Raw genomic sequence first — 26,624 nt, 5'->3', positions numbered from 1 at the left:
ATCCACTTCTTAAGTGGGCATATTTAGACCATCTGTCTGCTTATCTAAAATCATCTGAGATTTATGGGCGCGAAGGCTATCACCCGCCAGATATGCGATCAAACTCACAGCGGCGAAAGACGATAAAAGCGCTGTAGATCATCCCATTAGCAGTGATTTATCGACTTTTAAGCCAACTGGAGTGGATCATTACCTTGTGCAGGGTAGGGGAATTGGAGCGCGAAAGGCGGGAAGGTATAAGGGCGGCTTATGACCGCCCGGGAAAAAGGGAGTATCAGGCGCAGATTTCGTAGCAGGGGATATAGGCCGATCCGGGGAGTTTCATACGGTGCTGGGCGACAAAGCCCTGCAACAGATCGTCCATCCGGCGCATCATGTCGCTGTCGCCATGAATTTTGTAAGGGCCGAACGTTTCAATCGCACGAATGCCGTGCTCTTTGACGTTACCCGCCACAATGCCGGAGAAGGCGCGACGCAGATCCGCCGCCAGCACTTCGACGGGTTGATCCGGGTAGAGCTTCAGGTTGGCCATATTTTCATGGGTCGGCTCGAACGGCACCTGCAGATCCGGCGCAATGCGAATCGACCAGTTGAAGCTGTAGGCATCGCCGGTTTCGCGACGATTCTCTTTCACCTGCGGCATCGCCTTTTTCATCTGGCGCGCCACTTCGGCCGCATCGTTGATGATGATGGTGTAATGACGGCGCGCGGCTTCGCCCAGCGTGTTGACGATAAACTCATCCAGCACGCGGAAGTAGTCGGCGCTCTCTTTCGGTCCGGTGAGGATCAGCGGCAGCACCTGGTTTTTGTTCGCCGGGTTCATCAGAATACCCAGCAGGTAGAGCAGCTCTTCCGCCGTACCGACGCCGCCAGGGAAGATAATGATGCCGTGGGCGATACGCACAAACGCTTCCAGACGTTTTTCAATGTCCGGCATGATAATCAGCTCGTTAACCAGCGGGTTAGGCGGCTCAGCGGCGATGATCGACGGCTCAGTCATGCCGATAAAACGCCCCTCTTTATAACGCTGCTGCGCGTGGCCGACCGCCGCGCCCTTCATCGGCGCTTCCATCGCCCCCGGCCCGCAGCCGGTGCAGATATTCAGCTCGCGCAGGCCAAGCTGGGTGCCGACGCGGCGCGCGTAGAGGTACTCGGTTTCGTTGATCGAGTGACCACCCCAGCAGACCACCATGCTCGGCGCTTCGCCGACGTGCAGCGCACGGGCGTTACGCAGAATCGAGAAGACCAGGTTGGTGATATGGGTTGAACTCTCCACATCAAGATGCTGAAAACGACTGGCGTTATGGATCTGGCCGTTCACGAACAGGATATCGCGCAGCACGGCAAAGAGGTTTGCCTGCAGCGCGCGGATCAGACGCCCGTCGACAAACGCCTCTTCCGGTGGGTTAATCAACTCCAGCTTGACGCCGCGTTCACGGCGCAAAACGTTGATATCAAAACTTTCGTTACGGGAGAGCAGCTCTTTGCTGCTATCGGTCTGGCTCCCTGAGTTCAGTACAGCGAGCGAACAGTTGCGAAACAGTTGATACAGGTCGCTGCTGGCCGTGCGTTTAAGCATATCGACTTCCAGCTGCGACAACATATCCATCGAGCCAAGCGGGCTAATATGTGTAATCAAGTGAACTCCTTACGGGACGAAAATTTTATCTTCCCTGCTGATTACAATAGCCCTGGCTTATGACGTTTAACAACCTGCCAACGCATGTTTTACTGGCGCGCCAGCCGCCCGGTTGCCGGAACGAAGTCTGTATTGCTGCGCCACGGGTTGATATCGAGGCCGCCACGTCGGGTGTAGCGCGCGTACACGCTGAGGGATTCCGGCTGGCAGAAGCGCTGAATATCCGTAAAGATCCGCTCAACGCACTGCTCGTGAAACTCATTGTGATGGCGGAACGAGACCAGATAGCGCAGCAGTTTTTCCCGGTCGATTTTCGATCCGCGATACTGGATCTGCACCGAGCCCCAGTCCGGCTGGTGGGTAATCAGGCAGTTGGATTTCAGCAGATGGCTAACCAGTGTCTCTTCCACCACGTCATCACTCGCGGCGTCGGTCAACAGCGCGGCATCAAACTCATAGTTATCAATAGCGATATCCTGATCGTCGATGCAGAGGCCAGCGAAGTGGGCAACCGGCTGGCCTTCCAGCTCATCGACGCGGTAGAGCGTGACGCTTACCGCACCCTGCGCGCAGGCGCTGAGATCGCGTTGCAAGGTGCTGCGTACTTCATCCCAACTGGCGAAACGGGTCTGGTTAAAGCTGTTGAGATAGAGTTTAAAACTTTTAGACTCCACCAGATTGAGGCTGGCGTAATCCAGTTCCACCTGGCCGACCGCAACCTGCGGCAGCCCGTTGGCATTGAGCCAGGAGAGCTCATACAGCGTCCAGATATCCGCGCCGTGAAAAGGCAAGTTATCGGCCTTCAGCCCAAGGGGATCGCGGTTGAGTGAGCGCGGCACGCCTTGCAGCAGGCTGGCGTCATAGGTGTCGCGGTAGTCGGTGGTTTTGCCCAGCGTCAGGCCCGAAAGCGCCTGGTGGTTATCATAAGAAGACATGTTTCATCGCCATTTTGCAGGTAAACTATGGCGCAAGTTTATCCTGGCTTAAGTAAAGAGAGAAATCGGTGGAAAAAGAGACGGCTCAGGCGCTGAAAGCCTTTACGGAACGTTATTGCGATGCGTGGCACGCGGCGCACGGCAGTTGGCCGCAGAGTGAAGATCTGTATGGCGTTCCTTCGCCCTGCATTATCTCCTCTACCGATGACGCCGTTTTCTGGCAGCCGCAGCCCTTTACGGCACAGCAGAACGTCCACCCCGTTGAACAGGCGATGGAGATTGTGGTACAACCGCCGATCCATGCGTTCTATACCACGCAGTTTGCCGGTGATATGGGCGCGCGGCTGGGGAATATCACCCTGACGCTGCTGCAAACCTGGAGCGAAGCGGATTTTGTCCGGGTACAGGAAAATCTGATTGGGCACCTGGTGACGCAGAAAAGGCTCAAATTATCGCCTACACTTTTTATTGCCACGCTCGAGAGCGAGCTGGATGTCATCTCGGTGTGTAACCTGAGCGGTGAGGTGATGCAGGAGACGCTCGGTACGCGTAAACGCACGCGTCTCGCCAGCGATCTGCCCGAATTCCTCACTCAGCTGCAACCCGTCGTGTAAGCCCATAGCCTACATCCCGTGTGAGAGATCTCTTACAAAGGCTGTAGGAGATCGGCTGTTCGTATTCTATAACTCACGTGAGTTATCTTTATTTAAACAATTAGAAATCATAATGTTAATACGATAATCCCTGGGGTTAATGGCCGATTACGGCATAGCTTTGTCGTTAAGTCTCCTTGTAAGACCGGCCGGAATACGTAATTCTATCTCCTGTCGACACGGAGTCTGACTAAGAGACGTACATCAGGATGATGTTGTTTCTGGACACACCGGGAAGGTGCTTCACGGACAGACTTCAGGACGAAGTAAGAGGATATCGCCAGAGTGCGTTAAAGGACACCTCCAGGACGGAGAATGAGAGCCGGTCAGGATGGACGGTAGATCAGGAGGATCCAGGACACGCTTTAAGGATAAGGCCAGGTCACATCGGGGTGGTGTGAGCATGATGCGCTGTTTAAGGATGAACGGGTCAGGAGACCGCAGGAAAAGTTTTCATGGATGAGCAGGGAGCACACGGGTAGCCGGATAGCTGCGAAACGAACCGGGAGCACTGTTTTTACAGTGCTCCCTTTTTTTATTTCTCCCGCTCTTTGCTATGCTGCGCGCCAGTCTGATTAAACGGGGGCTTTTATGACTCAACATCAACGCGTGCGCCAGCAGCTTCAGCTGATTGAAGCGCAGCTGCGCGAGCACGATCTCTGGCAAACCACTGCCCCGGCGCTGAGCGCCTTTGAAAGCACGCAACCCTTCTGCATGGACACACTTGCACCCTTTGAGTGGCTGCAGTGGGTGCTGATCCCACGTATGCACGCGCTGCTCGACAGCAAGCAGGCGCTGCCGCAGGCGTTTGCCATCGCGCCCTATTATGAAATGGCCCTTGAGGCGACACACCCCTCCCGCGATGCGATGCTGGTTCATCTCCAGCAGCTTGACGCGCTGTTTAGCGACGAAACGCACTGATGCTGGAGATAATCTACCAGGATGAGTGGCTGGTTGCCGTCAACAAACCCTCCGGCTGGCTGGTGCACCGCAGCTGGCTCGACCGCGATGAAAAAGTGGTGGTGATGCAGACCGTGCGCGACCAGATTGGTCAGCATGTCTTTACCGCCCATCGTCTCGACAGACCAACTTCTGGCGTCCTGCTGATGGGGCTCTCCAGCGAAGCGGGGCGGCGTTTATCCCAGCAGTTTGAGCAGCACCAGATGCAGAAGCGCTACCACGCGATTGTGCGCGGCTGGCTGATGGAGGAGGCGCTGCTCGACTATCCATTGGTCGAGGAGCTGGACAAAGTAGCGGATAAATTCGCCCGTACCGACAAAGATCCGCAGCCTGCCGTAACCCACTATCGCGGCCTTGCCACGACCGAATTACCGGTAGCGATCGGTAAGTTTCCCTCTACGCGCTATGGGCTGGTCGAGCTGGAGCCGAAAACCGGACGCAAACACCAGCTTCGCCGCCATCTCTCCCATCTGCGCCACCCGATTATTGGCGACAGCAAGCATGGCGATCTGCGGCAAAACCGCAGCGCGGCGGCGCATTTTGGCCTCAACCGCCTGATGCTGCACGCCAGCCAGTTAAGCCTTACACACCCCTTTACCGGCGAGGCGCTAACCCTGCGTGCCGGCTTCGATGCGGTGTGGATGCAGGCGCTGGATCAGTTCGGCTGGCGTGGCCTTCTCCCTGAGAATGAAAGGGTTGAGTTTAGCGGGCTCAGCGGTCAGGATGAGGGCAATCTGGAATCACGCAAGGAGTGATAAGCATGGCGAATATAGGCATTTTTGTCGGCACGATGTACGGCAATTCGCTGCTGGTAGCGGAAGAAGCGCAGGCGATTTTAGAAGCCCAGGGCCACACGGCAAAGGTGTATGAAGATCCCGAAGCGGCGCAGTGGGAGAGCAACAAAGGCAACTATGCGCTGGTCGTCACCTCTACCACTGGCCAGGGCGATCTGCCGGACAGCATCGCGCCGCTGTTTCACTACCTGCGCGACACCGTCGGCTACCAGCCTGAGCTGCGCTACGGCGTGATTGCGCTGGGCGACAGCACCTACAGCCACTTCTGCGGCGGCGGGAAAAAATTTGATGCGCTGTTGCAGGAGCAGGGCGCGCAGCGCATCGGCGAGGTATTGCTGATTGACGCCAGCGAAGATCCGGAGCCGGAAAGCGTCTCCAACCCGTGGGTTGAGCAGTGGGCAAGCCTGCTGAAATAAGCCCGTCTCCCTCCCGCGCGCCGGGAGGGTTAGCCTCTTTTTATTAACCGTCAAGCGACGCCATTCACACTCTTCGCACCTGACCTGCGCTTTTACCCCGCCGTTTATCGTCTGTTTCAATTTTCGTGAAATACCCCCCATCGCCCTGGGCTAATGCCCCAAACCCGCGCTGAGCTGTCGCCGAATGTTGTGTTGATGCACGGTGAGAGTTACCAGGCCGCTTTTTATACTCCTTGAGCCAGTTAATAAAGCCGCCCGCCGTGGAGTGAAAACGCGACGGGCCGCGGCATAAAAAGAGCGACAGCGTTCTGTCTTCCCCTACAGGTTGCGCCGTACAGGATGCATGTTGAAAAGAACATCTATGCTTCGGGAGTACAACCATGAGTGCATTAAGCCAGGCGGCGAGCGGCGCTGAAAAGCGCACTAACGCCCGCTACTGGATCGTGGTGATGCTATTTATCGTCACATCCTTCAACTACGGCGATCGCGCTACGCTATCGATTGCTGGCTCGGAAATGTCCAAGGCTATCGGCCTTGATCCTGTCGGTATGGGCTATGTCTTCTCCGCCTTCTCCTGGGCCTATGTCATTGGCCAGATCCCGGGCGGCTGGCTGCTTGACCGCTTCGGCTCGAAACGCGTCTACTTCTGGTCCATCTTCACCTGGTCGCTCTTTACCCTGTTGCAAGGGTTCGTCGATCTCTTCAGCGGCTTTGGCATCATCATCGCGCTCTTTACCCTGCGCTTTATGGTCGGCCTGGCAGAAGCGCCGTCGTTCCCGGGCAACAGCCGCATCGTTGCCGCCTGGTTCCCGGCGCAGGAGCGCGGCACGGCGGTCGCCATCTTCAACTCCGCGCAGTACTTTGCCACGGTGATCTTCGCGCCGATTATGGGCTGGCTGACCCATGAAGTGGGCTGGTCGCACGTCTTCTTCTTTATGGGCGGGCTTGGCATCTTCATCAGCTTCCTGTGGCTGAAGATGATCCACGAGCCGAACCAGCATCCGGGCGTCAACAAAAAGGAGCTGGAGTACATCGCCGAGGGCGGCGCGCTGATCAATATGGATCTGAAAAACAATCAGCAGAAAGTGCCCTTTGCGCAGAAGTGGGGGCAGGTCAAACAGCTGCTCGCCTCGCGCATGATGATCGGCGTTTATCTCGGGCAGTACTGCATTAACGCCTTAACCTACTTCTTTATCACCTGGTTCCCGGTCTATCTGGTGCAGGCGCGCGGCATGTCGATCCTGAAAGCGGGCTTTGTGGCCTCGATCCCGGCGATCTGCGGCTTTGTCGGCGGCGTGCTTGGTGGGGTGATCTCCGACTGGCTAATGCGCCGCTACGGATCGCTGAACGTGGCGCGTAAAACGCCCATTGTGCTGGGCATGCTGCTCTCGATGAGTATGGTGTTCTGTAACTACACCGATTCGGAAACCCTGATTATCGCCTTTATGGCGCTGGCCTTCTTCGGCAAAGGGATCGGTGCGCTCGGTTGGGCGGTGATGGCGGATACCGCGCCGAAAGAGATCAGCGGCCTGAGCGGCGGCCTGTTTAATATGTTCGGCAATATCTCCGGCATCGTCACGCCGATTGCGATTGGCTACATCGTCGGCACCACCGGCTCGTTTAACGGCGCCCTGATCTACGTTGGCGTTCATGCGCTGGTGGCGGTGCTCAGTTACCTGGTGCTGGTGGGCAATATCAAACGCATCGAACTTAAACCCGTAACAGGACGCGAATGATGAATACACAAGCCACGCCCGTCATCACCGACATGAAGGTGATCCCGGTTGCCGGGCACGACAGCATGTTGATGAATATCGGCGGCGCGCATAACGCTTACTTCACCCGCAATATCGTGGTGCTGACGGACAGCGCCGGGCAGACCGGCGTAGGTGAAGCGCCGGGTGGAGAGGTGATCTATCAAACACTGGTCGATGCCACGCCAATGGTGGTGGGACAAGAGATCGCCCGGCTGAACAAAGTGGTGCAGCGGGTGCACAAAGGCAACCAGGCGGCGGATTTCGACACCTTCGGTAACGGCGCGTGGACCTTTGAACTGCGCGTTAACGCCGTCGCGGCGCTGGAGGCGGCGCTGCTCGATCTGCTCGGCAAAACCCTGAATGTCCCGGTGTGCGAACTGCTGGGGCCGGGCAAACAGCGCGATGCCGTTACCGTGCTCGGCTACCTCTTCTATGTCGGCGATCGCACGAAAACCGATTTGCCCTATCTGGATGCGACGCCGGGCAGCCACGAGTGGTACCGGCTGCGCCATCAGGAGGCGATGAGCAGCGAAGCGGTGGTGCGCCTTGCCGAAGCCTCGCAGGATCGTTACGGTTTTAAAGATTTCAAACTGAAGGGCGGCGTGCTGCCGGGCGAGCAGGAGATCGATACCGTGCGCGCGCTGAAAAAGCGCTTCCCCGATGCGCGCATCACCGTCGATCCCAACGGCGCGTGGCTGCTCGACGAAGCGATCCGCCTCTGCAAAGGGCTGAACGATGTGCTGACCTACGCGGAAGATCCCTGCGGCGCGGAGCAGGGTTTCTCCGGGCGTGAAGTGATGGCGGAGTTTCGCCGCGCCACCGGTCTGCCGGTCGCCACCAATATGATCGCCACCAACTGGCGGGAGATGGGCCACGCGGTAATGCTCAACGCGGTCGATATTCCGCTCGCCGATCCCCACTTCTGGACGCTTTCTGGCGCGGTGCGCGTCGCGCAGTTGTGTGACGACTGGGGCTTAACCTGGGGCTGCCACTCCAACAACCATTTCGATATTTCGCTGGCGATGTTTACCCATGTCGCCGCCGCTGCACCGGGTACGCCAACGGCGATTGATACCCACTGGATCTGGCAGGAGGGCGACGCGCGCCTGACGAAGGAGCCTTTGCAGATCCGCGAGGGCAAAATCGCCGTACCGGACGCGCCGGGTCTTGGCGTTGAGCTGGACTGGGCGCAAATTGAGAAAGCGCACGCACTCTATAAAACTTTGCCGGGCGGCGCGCGCAACGACGCCGGCCCGATGCAGTACCTCATTCCTGGCTGGACGTTTGATAAAAAACGCCCCGTTTTTGGACGGCACTAAAAGAGCAAAAGGACACCATTATGAGTACTTATAGTTCCACGCCCGTTGTGGCATCGATGCAGGTTATTCCCGTTGCCGGTCACGACAGCATGTTGATGAACCTGAGCGGGGCGCACGCGCCTTTCTTCACCCGCAATATCGTGATCATTAAAGATAACGCTGGTCATACCGGGGTCGGCGAAATCCCCGGCGGGGAGAAGATCCGCCAGACGCTGGAGGAGGCCGCCGCGCTGGTGGTCGGTAAGACGCTGGGTGAGTACAAAAATGTGCTCAACAGCGTGCGCAACACCTTCGCCGATCGTGATGCCAGCGGGCGCGGGTTACAAACGTTCGATCTGCGTACCACTATTCACGTGGTTACCGGTATCGAAGCGGCGATGCTCGATCTGCTTGGTCAGCACCTTGGCGTGAACGTCGCTTCCCTGCTCGGCGAAGGCCAGCAGCGCAGCGAAGTAGAGATGCTCGGTTACCTCTTCTTTGTCGGCGATGCCAAAAAGACGCCGCTGCCGTACCAGAGCCAGCCAGATGATGCGTGCGACTGGTATCGCATTCGCCATGAAGAGGCGATGACGCCGGATCGCGTGGTGCGCCTGGCCGAAGCGGCTTATGAGAAATATGGCTTTAACGACTTCAAACTGAAGGGCGGCGTGCTGGCCGGGATGGAAGAGGCAGAAGCGATTGCCGCGCTGGCAAAACGCTTCCCGCAGGCGCGCGTCACCCTCGATCCGAACGGCGCGTGGTCGCTTGATGAAGCCATCGCCATCGGCAAGCAACTGAAAGGCGTGCTTGCCTATGCCGAAGATCCGTGCGGGGCTGAACAGGGCTTCTCCGGACGTGAAGTAATGGCGGAGTTCCGCCGCGCTACCGGGCTGCCGACCGCCACCAATATGATCGCCACCGACTGGCGGCAGATGGGCCACACCCTGTCGCTGCAATCGGTCGATATTCCGCTGGCCGACCCGCACTTCTGGACCATGCAGGGCTCGGTACGTGTGGCGCAGATGTGCCATGAGTTTGGCCTCACCTGGGGTTCGCACTCCAATAACCACTTCGATATTTCACTGGCGATGTTCACCCATGTCGCCGCCGCTGCGCCGGGCAAGATCACCGCCATCGACACCCACTGGATCTGGCAGGAGGGCAACCAGCGCCTGACCAAAGCGCCGTTTGAAATCAAAGGTGGGATGGTGCAGGTACCAACCACGCCGGGTCTTGGCGTTGAGCTGGATATGGATCAAGTGATGAAGGCTAACGAGTTGTACCAAAAGCATGGACTCGGCGCGCGCGACGATGCGATGGGCATGCAGTACCTGATCCCCGACTGGAAATTTGATAACAAGCGTCCCTGCATGGTGCGTTAATGAAATTGCCACTCCTTGCGGGGGCTGGCATTTCCCGCTGCCCGCAAGGTGTATGCTTACCGTGGTGAATATGCGTAAGGACGGCTTATGAAAATTGTCATCGCACCGGACTCCTACAAAGAGAGTTTAACGGCCCTGGAGGTGGCGACCGCCATTGAAGCGGGGTTTAGCGAGGTGTACCCCAACGCTGAGTACGTGAAAATCCCGGTGGCGGACGGCGGGGAAGGGACGGTAGAAGCGATGGTCGCCGCCACCCAGGGGCGGGTGGTGAAGGTGACGGTTAAAGGGCCGCTTGGCGAGGAGGCCGACGCTTTTTATGGCCTCTCCGGCGATGAGCAATCGGCGTTTATCGAAATGGCGGCGGCAAGCGGGCTGGAGCGCGTGCCGACGGCGAAGCGCGATCCGTTAATCACCACCTCATGGGGGACCGGGGAGCTGATCCGCCATGCGCTGGATGCGGGCGTGAAACAGATCATTATCGGCATTGGCGGCAGCGCGACCAACGATGGCGGCGCGGGGATGGTGCAGGCGCTGGGCGCAAAGCTGCTCGACGAGCAGGGGGAGCAGATCGCCGCAGGCGGCGCGGCGCTGGAGCGCCTGGCGCGCATTGATATTAGCGAGCTGGATCGTCGCCTGGCGCAGTGCCGGATCGATGTCGCCTGCGATGTTACCAATCCGCTCACCGGGAAAGAGGGGGCCTCAGCGGTGTTCGGCCCGCAAAAAGGGGCGACGCCGGAGATGATCGCGCGGCTGGATAAAGCGCTGGCGCACTACGCGCAGATTATTGCCCGCGATCTCGATTGCGATGTGTTAACGCTCTCCGGCGGTGGCGCGGCGGGTGGCATGGGCGCGGCGTTGTACGCTTTTTGCGGGGCTGAGTTGCGCCAGGGGATTGAGATTGTGACCGATGCGCTGGCGCTGGATAAGCACGTGGCCGATGCGGATCTGGTGATCACCGGCGAAGGGCGAATCGACAGCCAGACCGTGCATGGCAAAGTCCCGGTCGGCGTGGCGAAGGTCGCCAAACGGTATGATATTCCCGTAATCGGCATTGCCGGCAGCCTGACCGCCGATGTTGGCGTGGTGCACGAGCACGGTATCGATGCGGTGTTCAGCGTGATTTACACCATTTGTTCCCTCGACGAGGCATTAGCCAACGCCGGGGAGAATGTGCGCCTCACCGCCCGCAACGTGGCGGCGGTATTAAAAGCGGGGCAGAGGTTGCGGTAAGGATTGCCGGATACCTGGGGGGGCTGGTTGTGCCGGATGGCTCTTGCGCTTATCCGGCCTACGGGTGCGATATGCCTGTGGGATGTTTATGCCGGATGGCGGCTACGCCTTATCCGGCCTACGGGTGCGATATGCCTGTGGGATGGTTATGCCGGATGGCGGCTGCGCCTTATCCGGCCTACGGATACAGAGCTGCTGAAACCGCGTAGGCCGGATAAGCGTTTACGCGCCATCCGGCAATGGGATCGCGCTTAACCAATCAACCGGTGCGCTTCGCGCGCTACGTTGTCCATCTCGTCGAGCAATTCGAGAAGCTCCGGCTCCAGATCTTCGGCGGCCACGCCGCTGCGCAACTGGTGCTCAATCAAATGACAAAGCTTTTTCAGGCGCGGTACGCCGCTATAGCCACAGCTGCCGTGCAATTTATGGATCCCCTCCGCCAGCCCGCTGGGCGCTTCGCCGACTAACTGCTCTTCAACCATATTGCGGATCTCCGGCAGGAACTCGACCAGCATATGCAGCATATCGCGCGCCAAATCCGATTTCCCCGCCGCCTGACGCAAGGCTAACTGCCAGTCGAGCGTCGTTTCATCATCCACGGTAATAACCGGCGGCGTCTGCTCCGCTTCCGGCTCCAGCGGCGTCAACCATGGGCCGACGCTATGGCCGGGCTTATAGCGCAGCAGCAGGTTACGCAGCTTCTCCTCCTCAATCGGCTTCGCCAGGTAGTCATTCATCCCGGCGCTGAGCAGCTTCTCTTTCTGCCCGGCCATCGCATGGGCGGTAACGGCGACCACCGGCGTCTGCTGCTGGTGCGGCAACTGGCGGATCAATTCGCAGGCGCGAATCCCGTCCATCTCCGGCATCTGAATATCCATCAACACCAGATCGAACTGCATCTGCTTCGCCCGCTCAAGGGCCTGCTGGCCGCTTTCGCACAGCTCCACCTGCTGAACCTGATCCTCCAGCAGCGCGCCAATCAGCTTCAGGTTGGCGGGGTTATCATCCACCGCCATTACCGACATCGGCAATTTGCTTTCGTCGGGCGCGGGCAGCTCTGCCAGCCGCGTGATGCGGCAATATTCCGTTAACGCAGGCAGCAGGCGGGTCGAGGTGAGCGGTTTAAGCAGACAGGCCGCCGCGCCATCCTGTTTGAGCGATTCGGCGTCAACCTGCGCGTGGCATGGCAGCGCCAGCAGCAGATAGTCGGTCATCGCCGCGGCACGCGCCAGGCGGTCATGCTGCATACTCAGCGGCTCGCGCACGGTCACCGGGATCGCCATCAACAGCATGTCGTAGTGCGCCTGCGGCAGCGCAGAAAACGACGGGCTGTAGATCACCTCCAGCGGCGTCTCGCTCAGCACATCAAGCGTACACTGCGCCGCCGTCGCATTTGGCTCCACGTAGGCCAGGCGTTTGCCGACCAGACAGCGGGTCGGCTGCATCTCGCTGATAGCGTTCGGGTTAAGATCGAGATTGATATGGAACCAGAAGGTCGAGCCGCGATTGGGCTGGCTGTGGAAGGAGATATCGCCGCCCATCTCATTGACCAGCCGCTGGGTGATCACCAGCCCCAGCCCGGTGCCGCCGTGGCGACGCGAAATACTGGCGTCCGCCTGACGAAATGCCTGGAAGAGCCTGGACTGATCGCGCTCGGGAATGCCGATGCCGGTATCGCGGATCTGCATCTCCACCTGCACTTTGTTATTACTGATGGCACGCTTCTCCACCACCACGTCGATATTGCCGTTTTCCGTAAACTTGATCGCATTACCGACCAGATTGGTGATCACCTGCTGCAGGCGCAGCGGATCGCCAATCACGTTATCCGGCACATCGTTTTTGATACTCAATGTCAGCTCCAGCCCCTTATCGTGGGCCGAGTGCGCCAGCAGCGTCACCACCTCATCCAGCGTGCTGCGCAGCGGGAAGGGGATGCTCTCCAGAATCAGTTTGCCCGCTTCCAGTTTGGAGAAGTCGAGCACGTCATTGATAATCGCCAGCAGGTTATTGGCTGAGCGCTCAATGGTCAGCAGATGGTCACGCTGGGTAGGATTGAGCTCCGATTTCAGCGTCAGGCGGGTAAAGCCAATCACGCCATTAAGCGGCGTTCGCAGCTCGTGGGACATATTGGCGAGGAACTCGGATTTGATACGCGCCGCTTCCTGGGCGCGCTTTTTCGCCAGATCCAGTTCCACGTTCTGGATCTCCATCTGCTCCAGCGTTTCGCGCAAATCGGAGGTGGACTGGTCGATATTGTGCTGCATCTCTTCGTGATAGGCCGCCAGCGACATTGCCATCGAGTTAATGCCGTTTTTCAGCATATCCAGCTCGCCGAGCATAAAGCCTTCGACGCGGCTATCGAGCTGGCCGCGGCGAATGCGGTCGACGGTATTGACCATATTGCGAATGGGGCTGGTGACATCGCGCATCAACCGCCAGCCGAAAATCAGCGCGATACCGATACAGAAGAGGATCATCAGGCTGGAGATAAAGATCTCTTTGTACTGCTGCAAACGCACCGATTTGAGATCCAGCTCCAGCGCCACATAGCCGAGCAAGTTGCCGGTGATCTTATCCGCCGGCAGCGAGGAGCTGGCGGGCGCAAACCCTTCGGTGAGGATCGGCGTGCGCAGGATCATCACATCGCCGCGCCGGGTGACGCTCAGCTTACGCGGGAAGGGCTGATTGGCGGGCAGCTTGAGGGAGTCGCCCTCGAGTTGCAGGTTCGACGAGACGAAGAGCGCGTTCTTATTGTCGTAGATCGAGATGGCCCGCACGATATCGGAGTGGCGGCGATGCAGGACGCTAATCAGCTGGCCGATGGCGTCCTTATCCTGCAACGTCATGCTGTATTCGCTGGAGACCGCCAGCGGCTCAATAATGCTGGCACCGGCGTCTTCCAGTTGACGCTGCAAATCGTTATAGCGATGGACGACAAAAAAGACGCTGAGCAGCACACCGATAAGTACGGTGGGCGCCAGAATCAGAATCATCATGCGTGCGCGCAAGCTGTAGTTGGTCATGGAATTCCGTTATGGGAGAATGGGGCCATTGATCAGTAATTGAGATTTTTCACCGCAATGGCGCAATTCTACTCTGCAAAACGACGCGTGACGACTCGTCAAAAAATAACCGTAACAGTAAACGACCTTGACCCGTTTGGGCAGGGGGTGGCGCGTCATAATGGTAAAGCGCTGTTTATTCCCGGTTTGTTACCCGCAGAGACGGCGGAAATTATCCTTAAAGAGGAGAAGCGCCAGTTTGCCCGTGGCGAAGTGAGCCGTCGGCTGAACGACAGCCCGGAGCGCGTAGCGCCGCGCTGCCCGCACTTTGGCGTCTGCGGCGGCTGCCAGCAGCAGCATGCCAGCGTGGAGCTGCAACAGCGCAGCAAACGCGCCGCGCTGGCACGCCTGATGAAGCAGGATGTCGACGATGTGATCGCCGATGAGCCGTGGGGTTACCGCCGCCGCGCGCGCTTAAGCCTGAGCTGGCAGCCGAAAGCGCAGCGTCTGGAGATGGGTTTTCGCAAAGCGGGCGACAGCGATATCGTCAATGTCACACAATGCCCGGTGCTGGTGCCCCGTCTTGAAGCACTGCTCACGCCGCTGCGCGACTGCCTGGCGGAATTAAGCGGCGCTCGCCAACTGGGGCATGTTGAATTGGTCGACGCGGATAATGGCCCGCTGATGGTGCTGCGTCACACCGCACCGTTAAACGCCGCCGACAGAGCAAAACTGGAACGCTTTTCGCATTCCCATCATCTTGCGCTTTATCTCGCGCCGCAAAGCGATATTGTTGAGCAGATCACTGGTCAGACTCCCTGCTACGCTTCTGACGGGCTACCCTTACACTTCAGCCCGCGGGATTTTATCCAGGTCAACGATGGCGTAAATCAGCAGATGGTCGCCCGTGCGCTGGAGTGGCTTGATGTGCAGCCACAGGACCGCATTCTCGATCTCTTTTGTGGGATGGGGAACTTCACGCTGCCGCTGGCGAAACGCGCGGCGGAAGTGGTTGGCGTGGAGGGCGTTGCCGAGCTGGTGGCGAAAGGGCAGGAGAACGCGCAACAGAATGGTTTGCACAATGTGACATTCTTTCATGAAAATCTGGAGGAAGATGTTACAAAGCAGCCGTGGGCGAGCCGTGGGTTTGACAAAGTTTTACTCGACCCTGCGCGCGCGGGCGCGGCGGGTGTGATGCAGCATATTATAAAATTGTCGCCGGGCCGGGTGGTTTACGTCTCCTGTAATCCCGCCACGCTTGCACGCGACAGTGAAGCGCTGCTGAGTGCGGGATACCAGATTGAGCGGCTGGCGATGCTGGACATGTTCCCGCACACTGGTCACCTGGAATCGATGGTGTTGTTTGTGAAACACAAATGATTAATTTCGGCTTGCCGAATTCGGCAGGCCCGGTCCCTGAAAGGAGAGGACAATGGTTGCGGTACGCAGTGCGCATTTGAACAAAGCGGGTGAATTCGATCCGGCCAAATGGATCGCCAGTCTGGGCATTACCAGTCAGCCGTCGTGTGAACGCTTAACCGAAACCTGGGCTTATTGTCTGCGTCAAACTCAAGGGCATCCGCAGGCGGAGATCCTGCTCTCACGCGGTATCGAGATGGTGGAGATCCTCTCGATGCTGAGTATGGACACCGACACGCTGCGCGCCGCGCTGCTCTTCCCGCTCGCCGATGCGGAAGTGGTCAGCGAAGAGGTGCTGCGCGAAAACGTCGGGGCGGCGGTGGTTGAGCTGATCCACGGCGTGCGCGACATGGCCGCCATCCGCCAGTTAAAAGCGACCCATACTGATTCCGTCTCCTCCGAACAGGTGGATAACGTCCGCCGCATGCTGCTGGCGATGGTGGATGATTTCCGCTGTGTGGTCATCAAGCTTGCTGAACGTATCGCCCATCTGCGCGAAGTGAAAGATGCGCCTGAAGATGAGCGCGTGCTGGCGGCGAAAGAGTGTACCAACATCTATGCGCCGCTGGCGAACCGCTTAGGCATCGGCCAGCTGAAGTGGGAGCTGGAGGATTACTGCTTCCGCTACCTGCACCCGGAAGAGTACAAACGCATCGCTAAGCTGCTGCATGAGCGCCGTATCGATCGCGAACACTACATCGATGAGTTTGTTGGCCACCTGCGCGCCGAGATGAAGACCGAAGGCGTCAAAGCCGAAGTCTATGGCCGCCCGAAACATATCTACAGCATCTGGCGCAAGATGCAGAAAAAGCATCTCGCGTTCGACGAACTGTTTGATGTCCGCGCCGTGCGCATCGTTGCTGAACGGTTGCAGGATTGCTACGCCGCGCTGGGGATTGTGCATACCCACTACCGCCACCTGCCGGATGAGTTTGACGACTATGTCGCCAACCCGAAACCGAACGGCTACCAGTCTATCCATACGGTGGTGCTCGGGCCGGGCGGGAAAACCGTTGAGATCCAGATCCGTACCCGCCAGATGCACGAAGATGCCGAGCTGGGCGTCGCCGCGCACTGGAAGTACAAAGAGGGCACCGCGACGGCGACCGGCGCGCGTTCCGCCCATGAAGATCGCATTGCCTGGCTGCGTAAGCTGATTGCCTGGCAGGAAGAGATGGCGGACTCCGGCGAGATGCTCGACGAAGTGCGCAGCCAGGTCTTCGACGACCGGGTCTACGTCTTTACGCCAAAAGGCGATGTGGTGGATCTGCCCGCCGGCTCCACGCCGCTGGACTTCGCTTACCATATTCACAGCGATGTCGGTCACCGCTGCATCGGCGCGAAAATCAGCGGCCGTATCGTGCCCTTTACCTATCAGCTGCAGATGGGCGATCAGATTGAGATCATCACCCAGAAGCAGCCGAACCCGAGCCGCGACTGGCTCAACCCGAACCTCGGGTATGTCACCACCAGCCGCGGGCGTTCGAAGATCCACGCCTGGTTCCGCAAGCAGGATCGCGACAAGAACATTGTTGCCGGCCGCCAGATCCTCGACGATGAGCTGGCGCACCTCGGTATCAGCCTGAAAGAGGCGGAGAAGCACCTGCTGCCGCGCTACAACTTCAACGAGCTGGATGAGCTGCTGGCGGCGATTGGCGGTGGTGATATTCGCCTTAACCAGATGGTCAACTTCCTGCAGGCGCAGTTCAACAAGCCGAGCGCCGAAGAGCAGGATGCCGCTGCGCTCAAGCAGTTGCAGCAGAAGACCTACGCACCGCAGAACCGTAGCAAGGACAACGGGCGCGTGGTGGTCGAAGGGGTTGGCAACCTGATGCACCACATTGCGCGCTGCTGCCAGCCGATCCCGGGCGACGAAATCGTCGGCTTTATCACCCAGGGGCGCGGCATCTCGATTCACCGCGCCGACTGCGATCAGCTGGAAGAGCTGCGTAACGTCGCGCCGGAGCGCATCGTCGATGCCGTCTGGGGCGAAAGCTACTCGGCGGGCTACTCGCTGGTGGTGCGCGTCACGGCGAACGATCGCAGCGGGCTGCTGCGTGATATCACCACCATTCTCGCCAACGAAAAGGTCAACGTGCTGGGCGTTGCCAGCCGCAGCGACACCCGCGAGCAGCTGGCGACTATCGATATGAATATCGAAATCTACAACCTGCAGGTGCTGGGCCGCGTGCTTAGCAAACTGAATCAGGTGCCTGACGTTATCGACGCGCGTCGCCTGCACGGCGGCTGATCGTCTCTTCACCCGATCCTCTCATGTCTTGGGAGGATCGCTTTTTAGCAAGGATTTTTCATGACTCAAATCGAACGTCTGCTCGGGATCATGCAACGGCTGCGCGACCCGCAAACCGGCTGCCCGTGGGACAAAGAGCAGACTTACGCCACCATCGCGCCCTACACGCTGGAAGAGACTTACGAAGTGCTCGACGCGATTTCGCGCGAAGACTTCGATGACCTGCGCGGTGAGCTGGGCGATCTGCTCTTCCAGGTCGTTTTCTACGCGCAGATGGCGCAGGAAGAGGGGCGTTTTGATTTCAACGATATTTGTGCTGCCATCAGCGACAAGCTGGAGCGCCGCCATCCGCATATTTTTGGCGACGCGCAGGCGGGCAACAGCGCCGAAGTGCTTGAGCGCTGGGAGCAGATCAAAACCGCCGAGCGGGCGGAGAAAGCGCAGCACTCGGCGCTGGATGATATTCCCCACAGTCTGCCGGCGCTGATGCGCGCCCATAAAATCCAGAAGCGTTGCTCAACCGTGGGCTTTGACTGGACCACCATCGGCCCGGTGCTCGACAAAGTGTATGAAGAGATCGACGAGGTGATGGACGAAGCGAAACAGGCGGTTGTCGATCAGGCGCGCGTTGAAGAGGAGATGGGCGATCTGCTCTTTGCCACCGTTAATCTCTCTCGTCACCTGGGCGTTAAAGCGGAAGTGGCGCTGCAAAAAGCGAACCTCAAATTTGAGCGCCGCTTTCGCGAAGTCGAACGCCTGGTTCAGGAGCGCGGCCTGGAAATGACCGGCGTAGATCTGGAAACAATGGAAACTATCTGGCAGCAGGTAAAGCGCCAGGAACATGATCTTTAAGGCATTTGTGGTAACAAGCGCGATTTGTGTGATTTTTTAAATAGCAAGCGCTTGATTTGCGTCAAAAACATTTGCTGGAAAGGGGCTATTTTCACACTCATTACGTTTGTTGAAACGTTTCCGCTAACGCCGCTTCGGCTTATCCTTAGGGCTTCCGGGCGGCAACAGCACGAATCAGTAAACGTTCAGAATTGTTGTACAAGCGGCGTCAGCCAAGAGAGCTAACGCTAATGCGGCCTGAAGAGAGAAGGGGAGGGGGAATGAAAGTTTGTGGCGCAACTCATCATCCGGTATACTGCTTTCCCGTCCTGGTTATTCCACCGTCTTTTAAACCTAACTTCTCAGGTTCAGCATGACAACGAACTATATTTTTGTGACCGGCGGGGTCGTATCCTCTCTGGGTAAAGGCATTGCCGCAGCCTCCCTGGCAGCTATTCTTGAAGCCCGTGGCCTCAAGGTCACCATGATGAAACTGGATCCGTACATCAACGTCGATCCGGGCACAATGAGCCCTATCCAGCATGGTGAAGTGTTCGTTACCGAAGATGGCGCAGAAACCGATCTTGATTTGGGTCACTACGAGCGTTTCATCCGCACCAAGATGACCCGTCGCAACAACTTCACCACCGGCCGTATCTACTCCGAGGTGCTGCGTAAAGAGCGCCGCGGCGACTATCTCGGTGCGACCGTGCAGGTTATCCCCCATATCACCAACGCCATCAAAGAGCGCATTATTGCCGGCGGCGAAGGCCACGACGTTGCGCTGGTTGAGATCGGCGGTACCGTGGGTGATATCGAATCCCTGCCATTCCTCGAAGCGATCCGCCAGATGGCGGTAGAAGTGGGCCGCGAGCGCACTCTCTACATGCATCTGACGCTGGTGCCATACATGGCCGCTTCCGGTGAAGTGAAAACCAAGCCGACTCAGCACTCTGTGAAAGAGCTGCTCTCCATCGGTATTCAGCCAGATATCCTGATTTGCCGCTCCGATCGCGCCGTTCCGGCCAACGAAAGAGCCAAAATTGCTTTGTTCTGTAACGTTCCAGAAAAAGCAGTGATTTCTCTGAAAGATGTCGATTCCATTTATAAAATCCCGGGCCTGTTGAAATCTCAGGGGCTGGACGATTATATTTGTAAACGATTCAGCTTAGACTGCCCGGAAGCGAATCTCGCCGAATGGGAGCAGGTGATCTACCAGGAAGCGAATCCGTCAGGTGAAGTCACGATTGGTATGGTCGGCAAGTACATTGAGCTGCCGGACGCCTATAAATCGGTGATTGAAGCGCTGAAACATGGTGGTCTGAAAAACCGCGTAACCGTCAACATCAAGCTGATTGATTCGCAGGATGTTGAGACGCGCGGCGTTGAGATCCTAAAAGGCCTCGATGCCATTCTGATCCCGGGCGGCTTCGGCTACCGCGGCGTAGAAGGCAAGATCGCCACCGCGCGTTTTGCGCGTGAAAACAATATTCCTTACCTCGGCATCTGCCTGGGTATGCAGGTTGCGTTGATTGAGTATGCGCGCCACGTTGTCGGGATGGAGAACGCCAACTCCACGGAATTTGTGCCAGACTGTAAGTACCCGGTTGTGGCGCTGATCACCGAGTGGCGTGACGAAGAGGGCAACGTTGAGCAGCGTTCTGAGAAGAGCGATCTCGGCGGTACCATGCGCCTGGGCGCGCAGCAGTGCCAGCTTAGCGATGAGAGCCTGGTTCGCCAGCTGTATGGCTCAGAAACGATTGTTGAGCGCCATCGCCATCGCTACGAAGTCAACAATATGCTGTTGAAACAGATTGAAGCTGCGGGCCTGCGCGTTGCGGGCCGTTCCGGGGATGATCAGTTGGTCGAGATCATCGAAGTGCCGAACCATCCGTGGTTTGTTGCTTGCCAGTTCCACCCGGAGTTTACTTCTACGCCGCGTGACGGACATCCGCTGTTTGCCGGCTTTGTGAAAGCCGCCAGCGAGTATCAAAAGCGCCAGGCGAAGTAAAATATACAAAGACAGTGCACCCCGACGGGTGCATTGTTGTCTGGAGTTTTAGTTTAACTTGTACTGAGGAAAACCTAATGTCCAAAATCGTTAAAGTCATCGGTCGTGAAATCATCGACTCCCGTGGTAACCCGACTGTTGAAGCAGAAGTTCACCTGGAAGGTGGTTTCGTTGGTCTGGCTGCCGCTCCGTCAGGTGCTTCCACTGGTTCCCGCGAAGCGCTGGAACTGCGCGATGGCGACAAATCCCGTTTCCTGGGTAAAGGCGTAACCAAAGCAGTTGGCGCAGTTAACGGCCCGATTGCTCAGGCGCTGCTTGGCAAAGATGCCAAAGACCAGGCTGGCATCGATAAGATCATGATCGATCTGGACGGTACTGAGAACAAATCTAACTTCGGCGCCAACGCCATCCTCGCGGTCTCCCTGGCTGCTGCGAAAGCTGCTGCTGCCTCTAAAGGCCAGCCGCTGTACGAGCACATCGCTGAACTGAACGGCACCCCGGGCAAATACTCCATGCCGGTTCCGATGATGAACATCATCAACGGCGGCGAGCACGCTGACAACAACGTCGACATCCAGGAATTCATGATCCAGCCGGTTGGCGCTTCCAGCGTTAAAGAAGCGATCCGCATGGGTTCTGAAGTGTTCCATCACCTGGCGAAAGTGCTGAAGTCTAAAGGCATGAACACCGCTGTGGGTGACGAAGGTGGCTACGCGCCGAACCTGGGTTCCAACGCCGAAGCACTGGCTGTTATCGCTGAAGCGGTAAAAGCAGCAGGCTACGAACTGGGCAAAGACATCACTCTGGCGATGGACTGCGCAGCATCTGAATTCTACAAAGACGGCAAATATGTGCTGGCTGGCGAAGGTAACAAAGCCTTCTCTTCTGAAGAGTTCACTCACTTCCTGGAAGAGCTGACCAAACAGTACCCGATCGTCTCCATCGAAGATGGCCTGGACGAATCTGACTGGGACGGCTTTGCATACCAGACCAAAGTGCTGGGCGACAAAATCCAGCTGGTGGGCGACGACCTGTTCGTAACCAACACCAAGATCCTGAAAGAAGGTATCGACAAAGGTATCGCTAACTCCATTCTGATCAAATTCAACCAGATCGGTTCTCTGACCGAAACTCTGGCTGCAATCAAGATGGCGAAAGATGCGGGCTACACTGCCGTTATCTCTCACCGCTCTGGCGAAACTGAAGACGCAACCATCGCTGACCTGGCGGTAGGAACTGCGGCTGGCCAGATCAAAACCGGTTCCATGAGCCGTTCTGACCGCGTTGCTAAATACAACCAGCTGATTCGTATCGAAGAAGCGCTGGGCGAAAAAGCACCGTACAACGGTCGTAAAGAGATCAAAGGCCAGGCATAATCCCTGCGCGTTTGTCTTAGAGAAATGCCAGTCGAATGACTGGCATTTTTTTTTACTTAAAATCGACTTCCATCTGCTGCGGAATGGTCAAACCGCGCGTCGTCTGCACACAGCGGGCGATATAGTCGGTAAAGCGCGGCGGTTTCGGCATGCCGAGGCTCAGCAGCTTATCATTACTGAAACGCACGTTGAGCGTGGCGAAGGCACCATATAACCGCATCGCTTTCAGCATCAGCCGCTCATTGCACGGCCCGAAGATATCCTTCAGTTCGCGGCGCATCTTCACCAGCGTCTCATAGCTCACCTGCGCGTAGTTATCGGCAATCGGGGCTTTCTCCAGCGCCAGCGCCATCGCGCTGTCGATATCCGCAAAGCGCACGCTGTTCTCCTCCCCGGCAGAGATATGCACCACTTCCCCATGCGCCATCTCTTTTTCCAGCAGCATCAGCAGGGCATCAGCACAGTAATCGACCGGGATCACATCCACGCGATCCTCCAGCGAGCACATAAATTTTTGCAGCATCAGCCCCATACTGAAGACCCAGAAAATACTGGTCGACGGCTGGCAGCCGTGGCACGTGTGTCCAACCACAATGGAGGGACGGGCGATAACCAGCGGCAGCTGCGGGCAGTGCTGGCGCATCAGCTGTTCAATGGTCGATTTGGAGTGGGTATATGCCACAAGATGCTCCGCGTTTTCACGGAACTCTGCATTTTCCGCTACCAGCGAATCCGGCTCCGGAGTACACGACATCGCCGTGCCGACATGCAGGAAGCGTTGCAAGCCCGTTACCTGCGCCATCCGGCGCGCAAAGGCGAGGGTACCTTCGACGTTAACTTTCCAGATCAGCGGATTGCTGCCAAATGAGGCCACCGCCGCGCAGTTGATTACATGGGTAACCTGCTCAAGGCGCGGATCGTCGAGAAAGCTCTCCGGCTCGCCCAAATCACCGCAAAGGATCTGCCCGGCGGTGAGGGCGGCAAGCTGCGCCTCGCTGAGATTAAATTTGCGCATATTGGTGACAATGCGTGCCAGCCCGCTTTCGCGATCGGCGGCGCGCACCAGCAGTAATAAATTGACCTTTTCATTGCGCTGCAGGATCTTTTCTAATACTGCTCCGCCCAGAAAACCCGTTGCGCCCGTTATTAATAGTGTGGTCATGCTTGCTATCCCATTATGGTTGAATGGGCGGATTGTAGGAGCAGAAAAGTAAACGCCAGATAAATAAACACGCGGCGTGAAAAAGCAAAAATTAAGCTTAATTTAAGGAAAGTGTCGCGGGGGATTTTTATAGGACAGCGAAGCCGGGGAAAAAATCCAGACAAGATAAATAAATTATCTATATAGCTGATTTTATTTATTTTTAATTGCCTTTCATCAGCGTGAAATAAAAGCGTAAATTATTTCTATATGTAAAATAAATAATCTCTGCTTACATCCTTTTTCCCCTTTAAAAATCTTATTAGACGATTCGCATGCGCTAATCGCGGGCAGGCACTTTCGCTGTTAACGACAATAATAGAGATAACATTAAACAGTCAGAGGGAGGCCGACGATGTTAAAGCAAATAAAAGGCCGGCTGGTCGTTTCGTGCCAGGCGCTGGAAAATGAGCCACTGCACAGCCCGTTTATTATGGCGAGGATGGCGCTGGCGGCCGCCGAGGGTGGCGCGTCGGGAATTCGGGCTAACAGCGTGGCGGATATTGAGGCTATCAAACAGCAGGTCGCACTGCCGGTGATTGGTCTTATCAAGCGCGACTACCCTGATAGCGACGTGTTTATCACTCCAACGTTGCGCGAAGTGGAAGAGTTAGTGGCCGCCGCGCCAGAGATGATTGCGCTTGATGCCACCCAGCGCCCGCGCCCTGGTGGCGAAACCCTCGCCCAACTGGTTGCCGGGATCCGCGCCCGCTGGCCCGCGCTGTTATTAATGGCGGATATCGCAAGCGTTGAAGAGGCACTAATCGCAGAGCAGCTCGGTTTCGACTGCGTCGGCACCACGCTCTACGGTTATACGGCGCAGACAAAAGGCCATACGCTGCCGGAGAGCGATTTTGCCCTGCTCAAAGCCGTGCTGGCAGCCGTTGCCATTCCGGTGATTGCCGAAGGGAATGTTGATACCCCCGAGCGCGCGGCGCGCTGCCTGGCACTGGGTGCCCATGCGGTGGTGGTGGGCGGGGCCATTACCCGCCCGCAGCAGATCACGCGCCGTTTTACCGACGCAATAAGATCACCAGCTGTCTGACGAGCCGCCGCCGTCGCTGGAGCCACCGTCGCCGGAGCTTGAGCTGTCGCTGCTGCTGTGGCTACCGCTATCGCCGCCCGAATGGTGGTGAAGGTGGCTGGTGGTGGTCGAGGTCCAGGTTGCACTGTCATCGCGCATCGTACCGCCGCCGACAGCCAGCAAGCGCTGCGGGTAGAGCCACAGGAAGAACAATCCCGAAAAGATGCTGATAAAAGGGATGGAGAAGCTGAGCCAGACAAAAGGCATTACCCAGGAGACAAACTCAGAGGTAATAGCGAGCGCCGGGGTCAGTAACAACGAGCCAAAAAAGATCACCCGCACCGTTCTCTTTTTACGCTTGAGTATCAGTAAAAAGAGGCCGACGGCGAGAAAGGGCAAACCTTGCCAGTAAGAGAAGTTAATCAGTTTTCCGCGCACCCAGGCCCACGAGGCGGAGGCGGGCGACGGCAGGGGTTGCCCGCTTAGTAGCGCATCAATCCCTTTCAGCCCGTGCTGTAAGCCGGAGAGCAGATCCCCCTCCCTGAAGTAGGGCAGCATCTGCTCTTTGATCACCTGGCTTGCCAGCGCATCGCTGATGGTGGTTTCAAGACCGCGCCCGACTTCAACGCGCACCCGGCGATCCTGCCACGCCACAAGGATCAGCACACCGTCATTTCGCTGCGCACTGCCCAGCCGCCACGTATTAAAGGTTTGTGTGGCAAACGTTTCGAGGTTCTCTCCCTCAAGGGAGGGCAGCACCAGCACCGCGACCTGCGCGCCGGTTCGCCTGTTAATCTCCGCAACCTCGCTAATAAGCGACAACTTATCCTCGGTCGCAAACAGGGCGTGCGGATCGTTGACGAAGCCGCGCATCGACGGAACCGGGAGCGCATGAGCCTGAAACGTCAGGCTCACGAGCAGCAGCAATAAGGTGACTACGCGTGCCATAAAGCAACTTCCTTGCAGGGCTGGGGTAGATTCGCCACATCATAGCGGCACTCTTTCACCGCTGACAATTCGCCATAAATGGCGTACTGCCCGCCGGAGATGTTGCGGCAAAGCGCAAATGGCACATGATCGGCGGCGGGTTATCTGCAATAATCCCTTTTTTCACTTCGATAAAGAGCCAGCATGCAGTACCCGATTAACGAGATGTTCCAGACCCTGCAAGGCGAGGGTTACTTCACCGGCGTTCCCGCCATTTTTGTTCGTTTACAGGGATGCCCGGTTGGTTGCGCCTGGTGCGACACCAAACACACCTGGGATAAGCTCGCGGATCGGGAGGTGTCGCTCTACAGCATTCTTGGCAAGACCAAAGAGAGCGACAAGTGGGGCGCGGCCAGCAGCGAAGATCTGCTCGCCATTATTGAGCGCCAGGGCTGGACGGCACGCCACGTGGTGATCACCGGCGGCGAACCCTGCATTCACGACCTTATTCCGCTCACCGCACTGCTGGAGAAGCATGGCTTTAGCTGCCAGATCGAAACCAGCGGCACCCACGAAGTGCGCACTTCCCACTCCACCTGGGTGACGGTTTCGCCGAAGGTGAATATGCGCGGCGGGTATGATGTGCTGCAGCAGGCGCTGGAGCGCGCCGATGAGATCAAGCACCCGGTCGGGCGCATGCGCGATATCGAAGCGCTGGATGAACTGCTGGCGCAGCTGCACGATCAGAAGCAGCGGGTTATCGCCCTGCAACCGATCAGCCAGAAAGAGGACGCCACGCGTCTGTGTATTGAAACCTGCATTGCGCGCAACTGGCGGCTGTCGATGCAGACGCACAAATATCTCAACATCGCCTAAAAAACAAAACCCGCCAGCGGCGGGTTTGTTGTTTTACGCAGAGGATCAGCCGCGGTAGACGCATCCGGCGGTGCAGGTCTCTTTCACCATCACCGCGCTCAGCAGCGGCACAACCGGCTTCATCTGATCCCAAATCCATTTCGCCAGCACTTCGCTGGTCGGGTTTTCCAGCCCCGGGATCTCATTCAGATAGTAGTGATCCAGTCTGTCGTAGAGCGGTTTAAACGCCGCTTTCAGCTCGGCGAAATCCATAATCCAGCCGGTATAAGGGTCCACCTCGCCGGTGATCTCCAGGCGCACCATAAAGGAGTGGCCATGCAGGCGGCCGCATTTATGTCCCTCAGGAACATGGGGCAGGTGGTGCGCGGCTTCGAAGGTGAAATCTTTAAACAAGGTGGTCGACATAATGCACTCTCAGGCTACAAAAACCGCCGAATGGTAGCGGAAATGACCTTTTTTAGCATTAACTAAAACCGCTAAAAACGATTACCGCCGCGCGCGCTTAACCATGTAGGCGATTTATCAATAAAATTCAGTGACTTATTCAACCTGTTTTACTGTTAAGGATGATAGCTAAAACAGGTTAGTCCTTTTGGTTATTTATTATTTCCAACCTTTCTTTAATTGTTATTATCCCCG

The 26,624-nt window shown here is 57.4% G+C and carries 21 protein-coding genes; 15 read left to right on the top strand and 6 right to left on the bottom strand.

Annotated elements, in window-relative coordinates:
• Window positions 1-274: 274 nt before the first annotated feature.
• Window positions 275-1,639 carry a nucleotide 5'-monophosphate nucleosidase PpnN gene (gene ppnN, locus IAE48_RS21945; RefSeq protein WP_042712755.1) on the bottom strand — a complete coding sequence of 455 codons (1,365 nt, stop codon included), beginning with the start codon at window positions 1,637-1,639 and terminating at the stop codon, window positions 275-277.
• Between the two features lie 89 nt (window positions 1,640-1,728).
• Window positions 1,729-2,574 carry an NADPH-dependent 7-cyano-7-deazaguanine reductase QueF gene (queF, locus tag IAE48_RS21940; protein ID WP_200135581.1) on the bottom strand — a complete coding sequence of 282 codons (846 nt, stop codon included), beginning with the start codon at window positions 2,572-2,574 and terminating at the stop codon, window positions 1,729-1,731.
• A gap of 68 nt (window positions 2,575-2,642) precedes the next feature.
• On the opposite strand from queF, the gene syd reads away from it, so the two are divergent.
• The 8 genes from syd (at window position 2,643) to IAE48_RS21900 (ending at window position 11,064) form a co-directional block, all read left to right on the top strand.
• Window positions 2,643-3,188 (top strand): SecY-interacting protein, encoded by a 546-nt coding sequence (gene syd, locus IAE48_RS21935; protein ID WP_094419412.1) that lies wholly within the window; start codon window positions 2,643-2,645, stop codon window positions 3,186-3,188.
• Window positions 3,189-3,818: 630 nt separating this feature from the next.
• On the top strand, window positions 3,819-4,148 hold the full coding sequence (locus IAE48_RS21930; RefSeq protein WP_042712751.1) for a YqcC family protein: 330 nt from the start codon (window positions 3,819-3,821) through the stop codon (window positions 4,146-4,148).
• On the top strand, window positions 4,148-4,942 hold the full coding sequence (gene truC, locus IAE48_RS21925; RefSeq protein ID WP_200135580.1) for a tRNA pseudouridine(65) synthase TruC: 795 nt from the start codon (window positions 4,148-4,150) through the stop codon (window positions 4,940-4,942). Before IAE48_RS21930 ends, truC begins: the two co-directional genes overlap by 1 nt.
• Window positions 4,943-4,947: 5 nt before the next feature.
• A complete protein-coding gene (locus tag IAE48_RS21920) occupies window positions 4,948-5,397 on the top strand; it encodes a flavodoxin (protein WP_023479490.1) in 450 nt (149 codons plus the stop codon).
• Window positions 5,398-5,777: 380 nt separating this feature from the next.
• Window positions 5,778-7,133, top strand: coding sequence for an MFS transporter (locus IAE48_RS21915; RefSeq protein WP_094419414.1), 1,356 nt, complete (start codon window positions 5,778-5,780; stop codon window positions 7,131-7,133).
• Window positions 7,133-8,473: an enolase C-terminal domain-like protein gene (locus tag IAE48_RS21910; protein WP_128484105.1), complete on the top strand. Its 1,341-nt coding sequence runs from the start codon at window positions 7,133-7,135 to the stop codon at window positions 8,471-8,473. The genes IAE48_RS21915 and IAE48_RS21910 overlap by 1 nt, the downstream gene beginning before the upstream one ends.
• A gap of 20 nt (window positions 8,474-8,493) precedes the next feature.
• Window positions 8,494-9,834 carry a glucarate dehydratase gene (gene gudD, locus IAE48_RS21905; RefSeq protein WP_054804278.1) on the top strand — a complete coding sequence of 447 codons (1,341 nt, stop codon included), beginning with the start codon at window positions 8,494-8,496 and terminating at the stop codon, window positions 9,832-9,834.
• A gap of 87 nt (window positions 9,835-9,921) precedes the next feature.
• On the top strand, window positions 9,922-11,064 hold the full coding sequence (locus tag IAE48_RS21900) for a glycerate kinase (RefSeq protein WP_200135579.1): 1,143 nt from the start codon (window positions 9,922-9,924) through the stop codon (window positions 11,062-11,064).
• A 251-nt stretch (window positions 11,065-11,315) separates the two neighbouring features.
• Here the strand turns inward: IAE48_RS21900 and barA are convergent, their stop codons facing one another.
• Entirely contained in the window at window positions 11,316-14,090 is a 2,775-nt protein-coding gene (barA, locus tag IAE48_RS21895; RefSeq protein ID WP_200135578.1) for a two-component sensor histidine kinase BarA, read from the bottom strand.
• Window positions 14,091-14,147: 57 nt separating this feature from the next.
• On the opposite strand from barA, the gene rlmD reads away from it, so the two are divergent.
• The 5 genes from rlmD to eno all read left to right on the top strand — a co-directional run bounded on the left by rlmD (window position 14,148) and on the right by eno (window position 21,957).
• Window positions 14,148-15,449, top strand: a complete 1,302-nt coding sequence (gene rlmD, locus IAE48_RS21890) for a 23S rRNA (uracil(1939)-C(5))-methyltransferase RlmD (RefSeq protein WP_200135577.1) — start codon at window positions 14,148-14,150, stop codon at window positions 15,447-15,449.
• A gap of 52 nt (window positions 15,450-15,501) precedes the next feature.
• Window positions 15,502-17,739: a GTP diphosphokinase gene (relA, locus tag IAE48_RS21885; RefSeq protein ID WP_094419419.1), complete on the top strand. Its 2,238-nt coding sequence runs from the start codon at window positions 15,502-15,504 to the stop codon at window positions 17,737-17,739.
• 60 nt (window positions 17,740-17,799) lie between these two features.
• Window positions 17,800-18,591, top strand: a complete 792-nt coding sequence (gene mazG / locus IAE48_RS21880; protein ID WP_054804281.1) for a nucleoside triphosphate pyrophosphohydrolase — start codon at window positions 17,800-17,802, stop codon at window positions 18,589-18,591.
• 352 nt (window positions 18,592-18,943) lie between these two features.
• On the top strand, window positions 18,944-20,581 hold the full coding sequence (pyrG, locus tag IAE48_RS21875) for a glutamine hydrolyzing CTP synthase (protein WP_023479487.1): 1,638 nt from the start codon (window positions 18,944-18,946) through the stop codon (window positions 20,579-20,581).
• 77 nt (window positions 20,582-20,658) lie between these two features.
• Window positions 20,659-21,957, top strand: coding sequence for a phosphopyruvate hydratase (gene eno / locus IAE48_RS21870; protein WP_023479467.1), 1,299 nt, complete (start codon window positions 20,659-20,661; stop codon window positions 21,955-21,957).
• 52 nt (window positions 21,958-22,009) lie between these two features.
• Here the strand turns inward: eno and IAE48_RS21865 are convergent, their stop codons facing one another.
• Window positions 22,010-23,119 (bottom strand): SDR family oxidoreductase, encoded by a 1,110-nt coding sequence (locus tag IAE48_RS21865; protein ID WP_200135576.1) that lies wholly within the window; start codon window positions 23,117-23,119, stop codon window positions 22,010-22,012.
• 394 nt (window positions 23,120-23,513) lie between these two features.
• Here IAE48_RS21865 and IAE48_RS21860 point away from each other — a divergent pair, with 394 nt between their 5' ends.
• Complete coding sequence (locus IAE48_RS21860) at window positions 23,514-24,203, top strand: N-acetylmannosamine-6-phosphate 2-epimerase (RefSeq protein ID WP_200135575.1); 690 nt, start codon at window positions 23,514-23,516, stop codon at window positions 24,201-24,203.
• On the opposite strand, the gene IAE48_RS21855 is transcribed toward IAE48_RS21860, so the two are convergent.
• On the bottom strand, window positions 24,189-25,130 hold the full coding sequence (locus IAE48_RS21855; protein WP_200135574.1) for a YgcG family protein: 942 nt from the start codon (window positions 25,128-25,130) through the stop codon (window positions 24,189-24,191). The two genes, IAE48_RS21860 and IAE48_RS21855, sit on opposite strands and share 15 nt — an antisense overlap.
• 183 nt (window positions 25,131-25,313) lie before the next feature.
• On the opposite strand from IAE48_RS21855, the gene queE reads away from it, so the two are divergent.
• Window positions 25,314-25,985, top strand: coding sequence for a 7-carboxy-7-deazaguanine synthase QueE (gene queE, locus IAE48_RS21850; RefSeq protein ID WP_042717647.1), 672 nt, complete (start codon window positions 25,314-25,316; stop codon window positions 25,983-25,985).
• A 45-nt stretch (window positions 25,986-26,030) separates the two neighbouring features.
• Here queE and queD read toward each other — a convergent pair whose 3' ends face one another.
• Entirely contained in the window at window positions 26,031-26,390 is a 360-nt protein-coding gene (queD, locus tag IAE48_RS21845) for a 6-carboxytetrahydropterin synthase QueD (RefSeq protein WP_023479478.1), read from the bottom strand.
• Window positions 26,391-26,624: the final 234 nt, after the last annotated feature.

Source organism: Kosakonia sp. S57 (genome assembly GCF_016516575.1).
Taxonomy (GTDB): domain Bacteria; phylum Pseudomonadota; class Gammaproteobacteria; order Enterobacterales; family Enterobacteriaceae; genus Kosakonia; species Kosakonia cowanii.
Note: the sequence above shows the minus strand (reverse complement) of the source record. Positions and strands in the feature narration are given on the sequence as shown.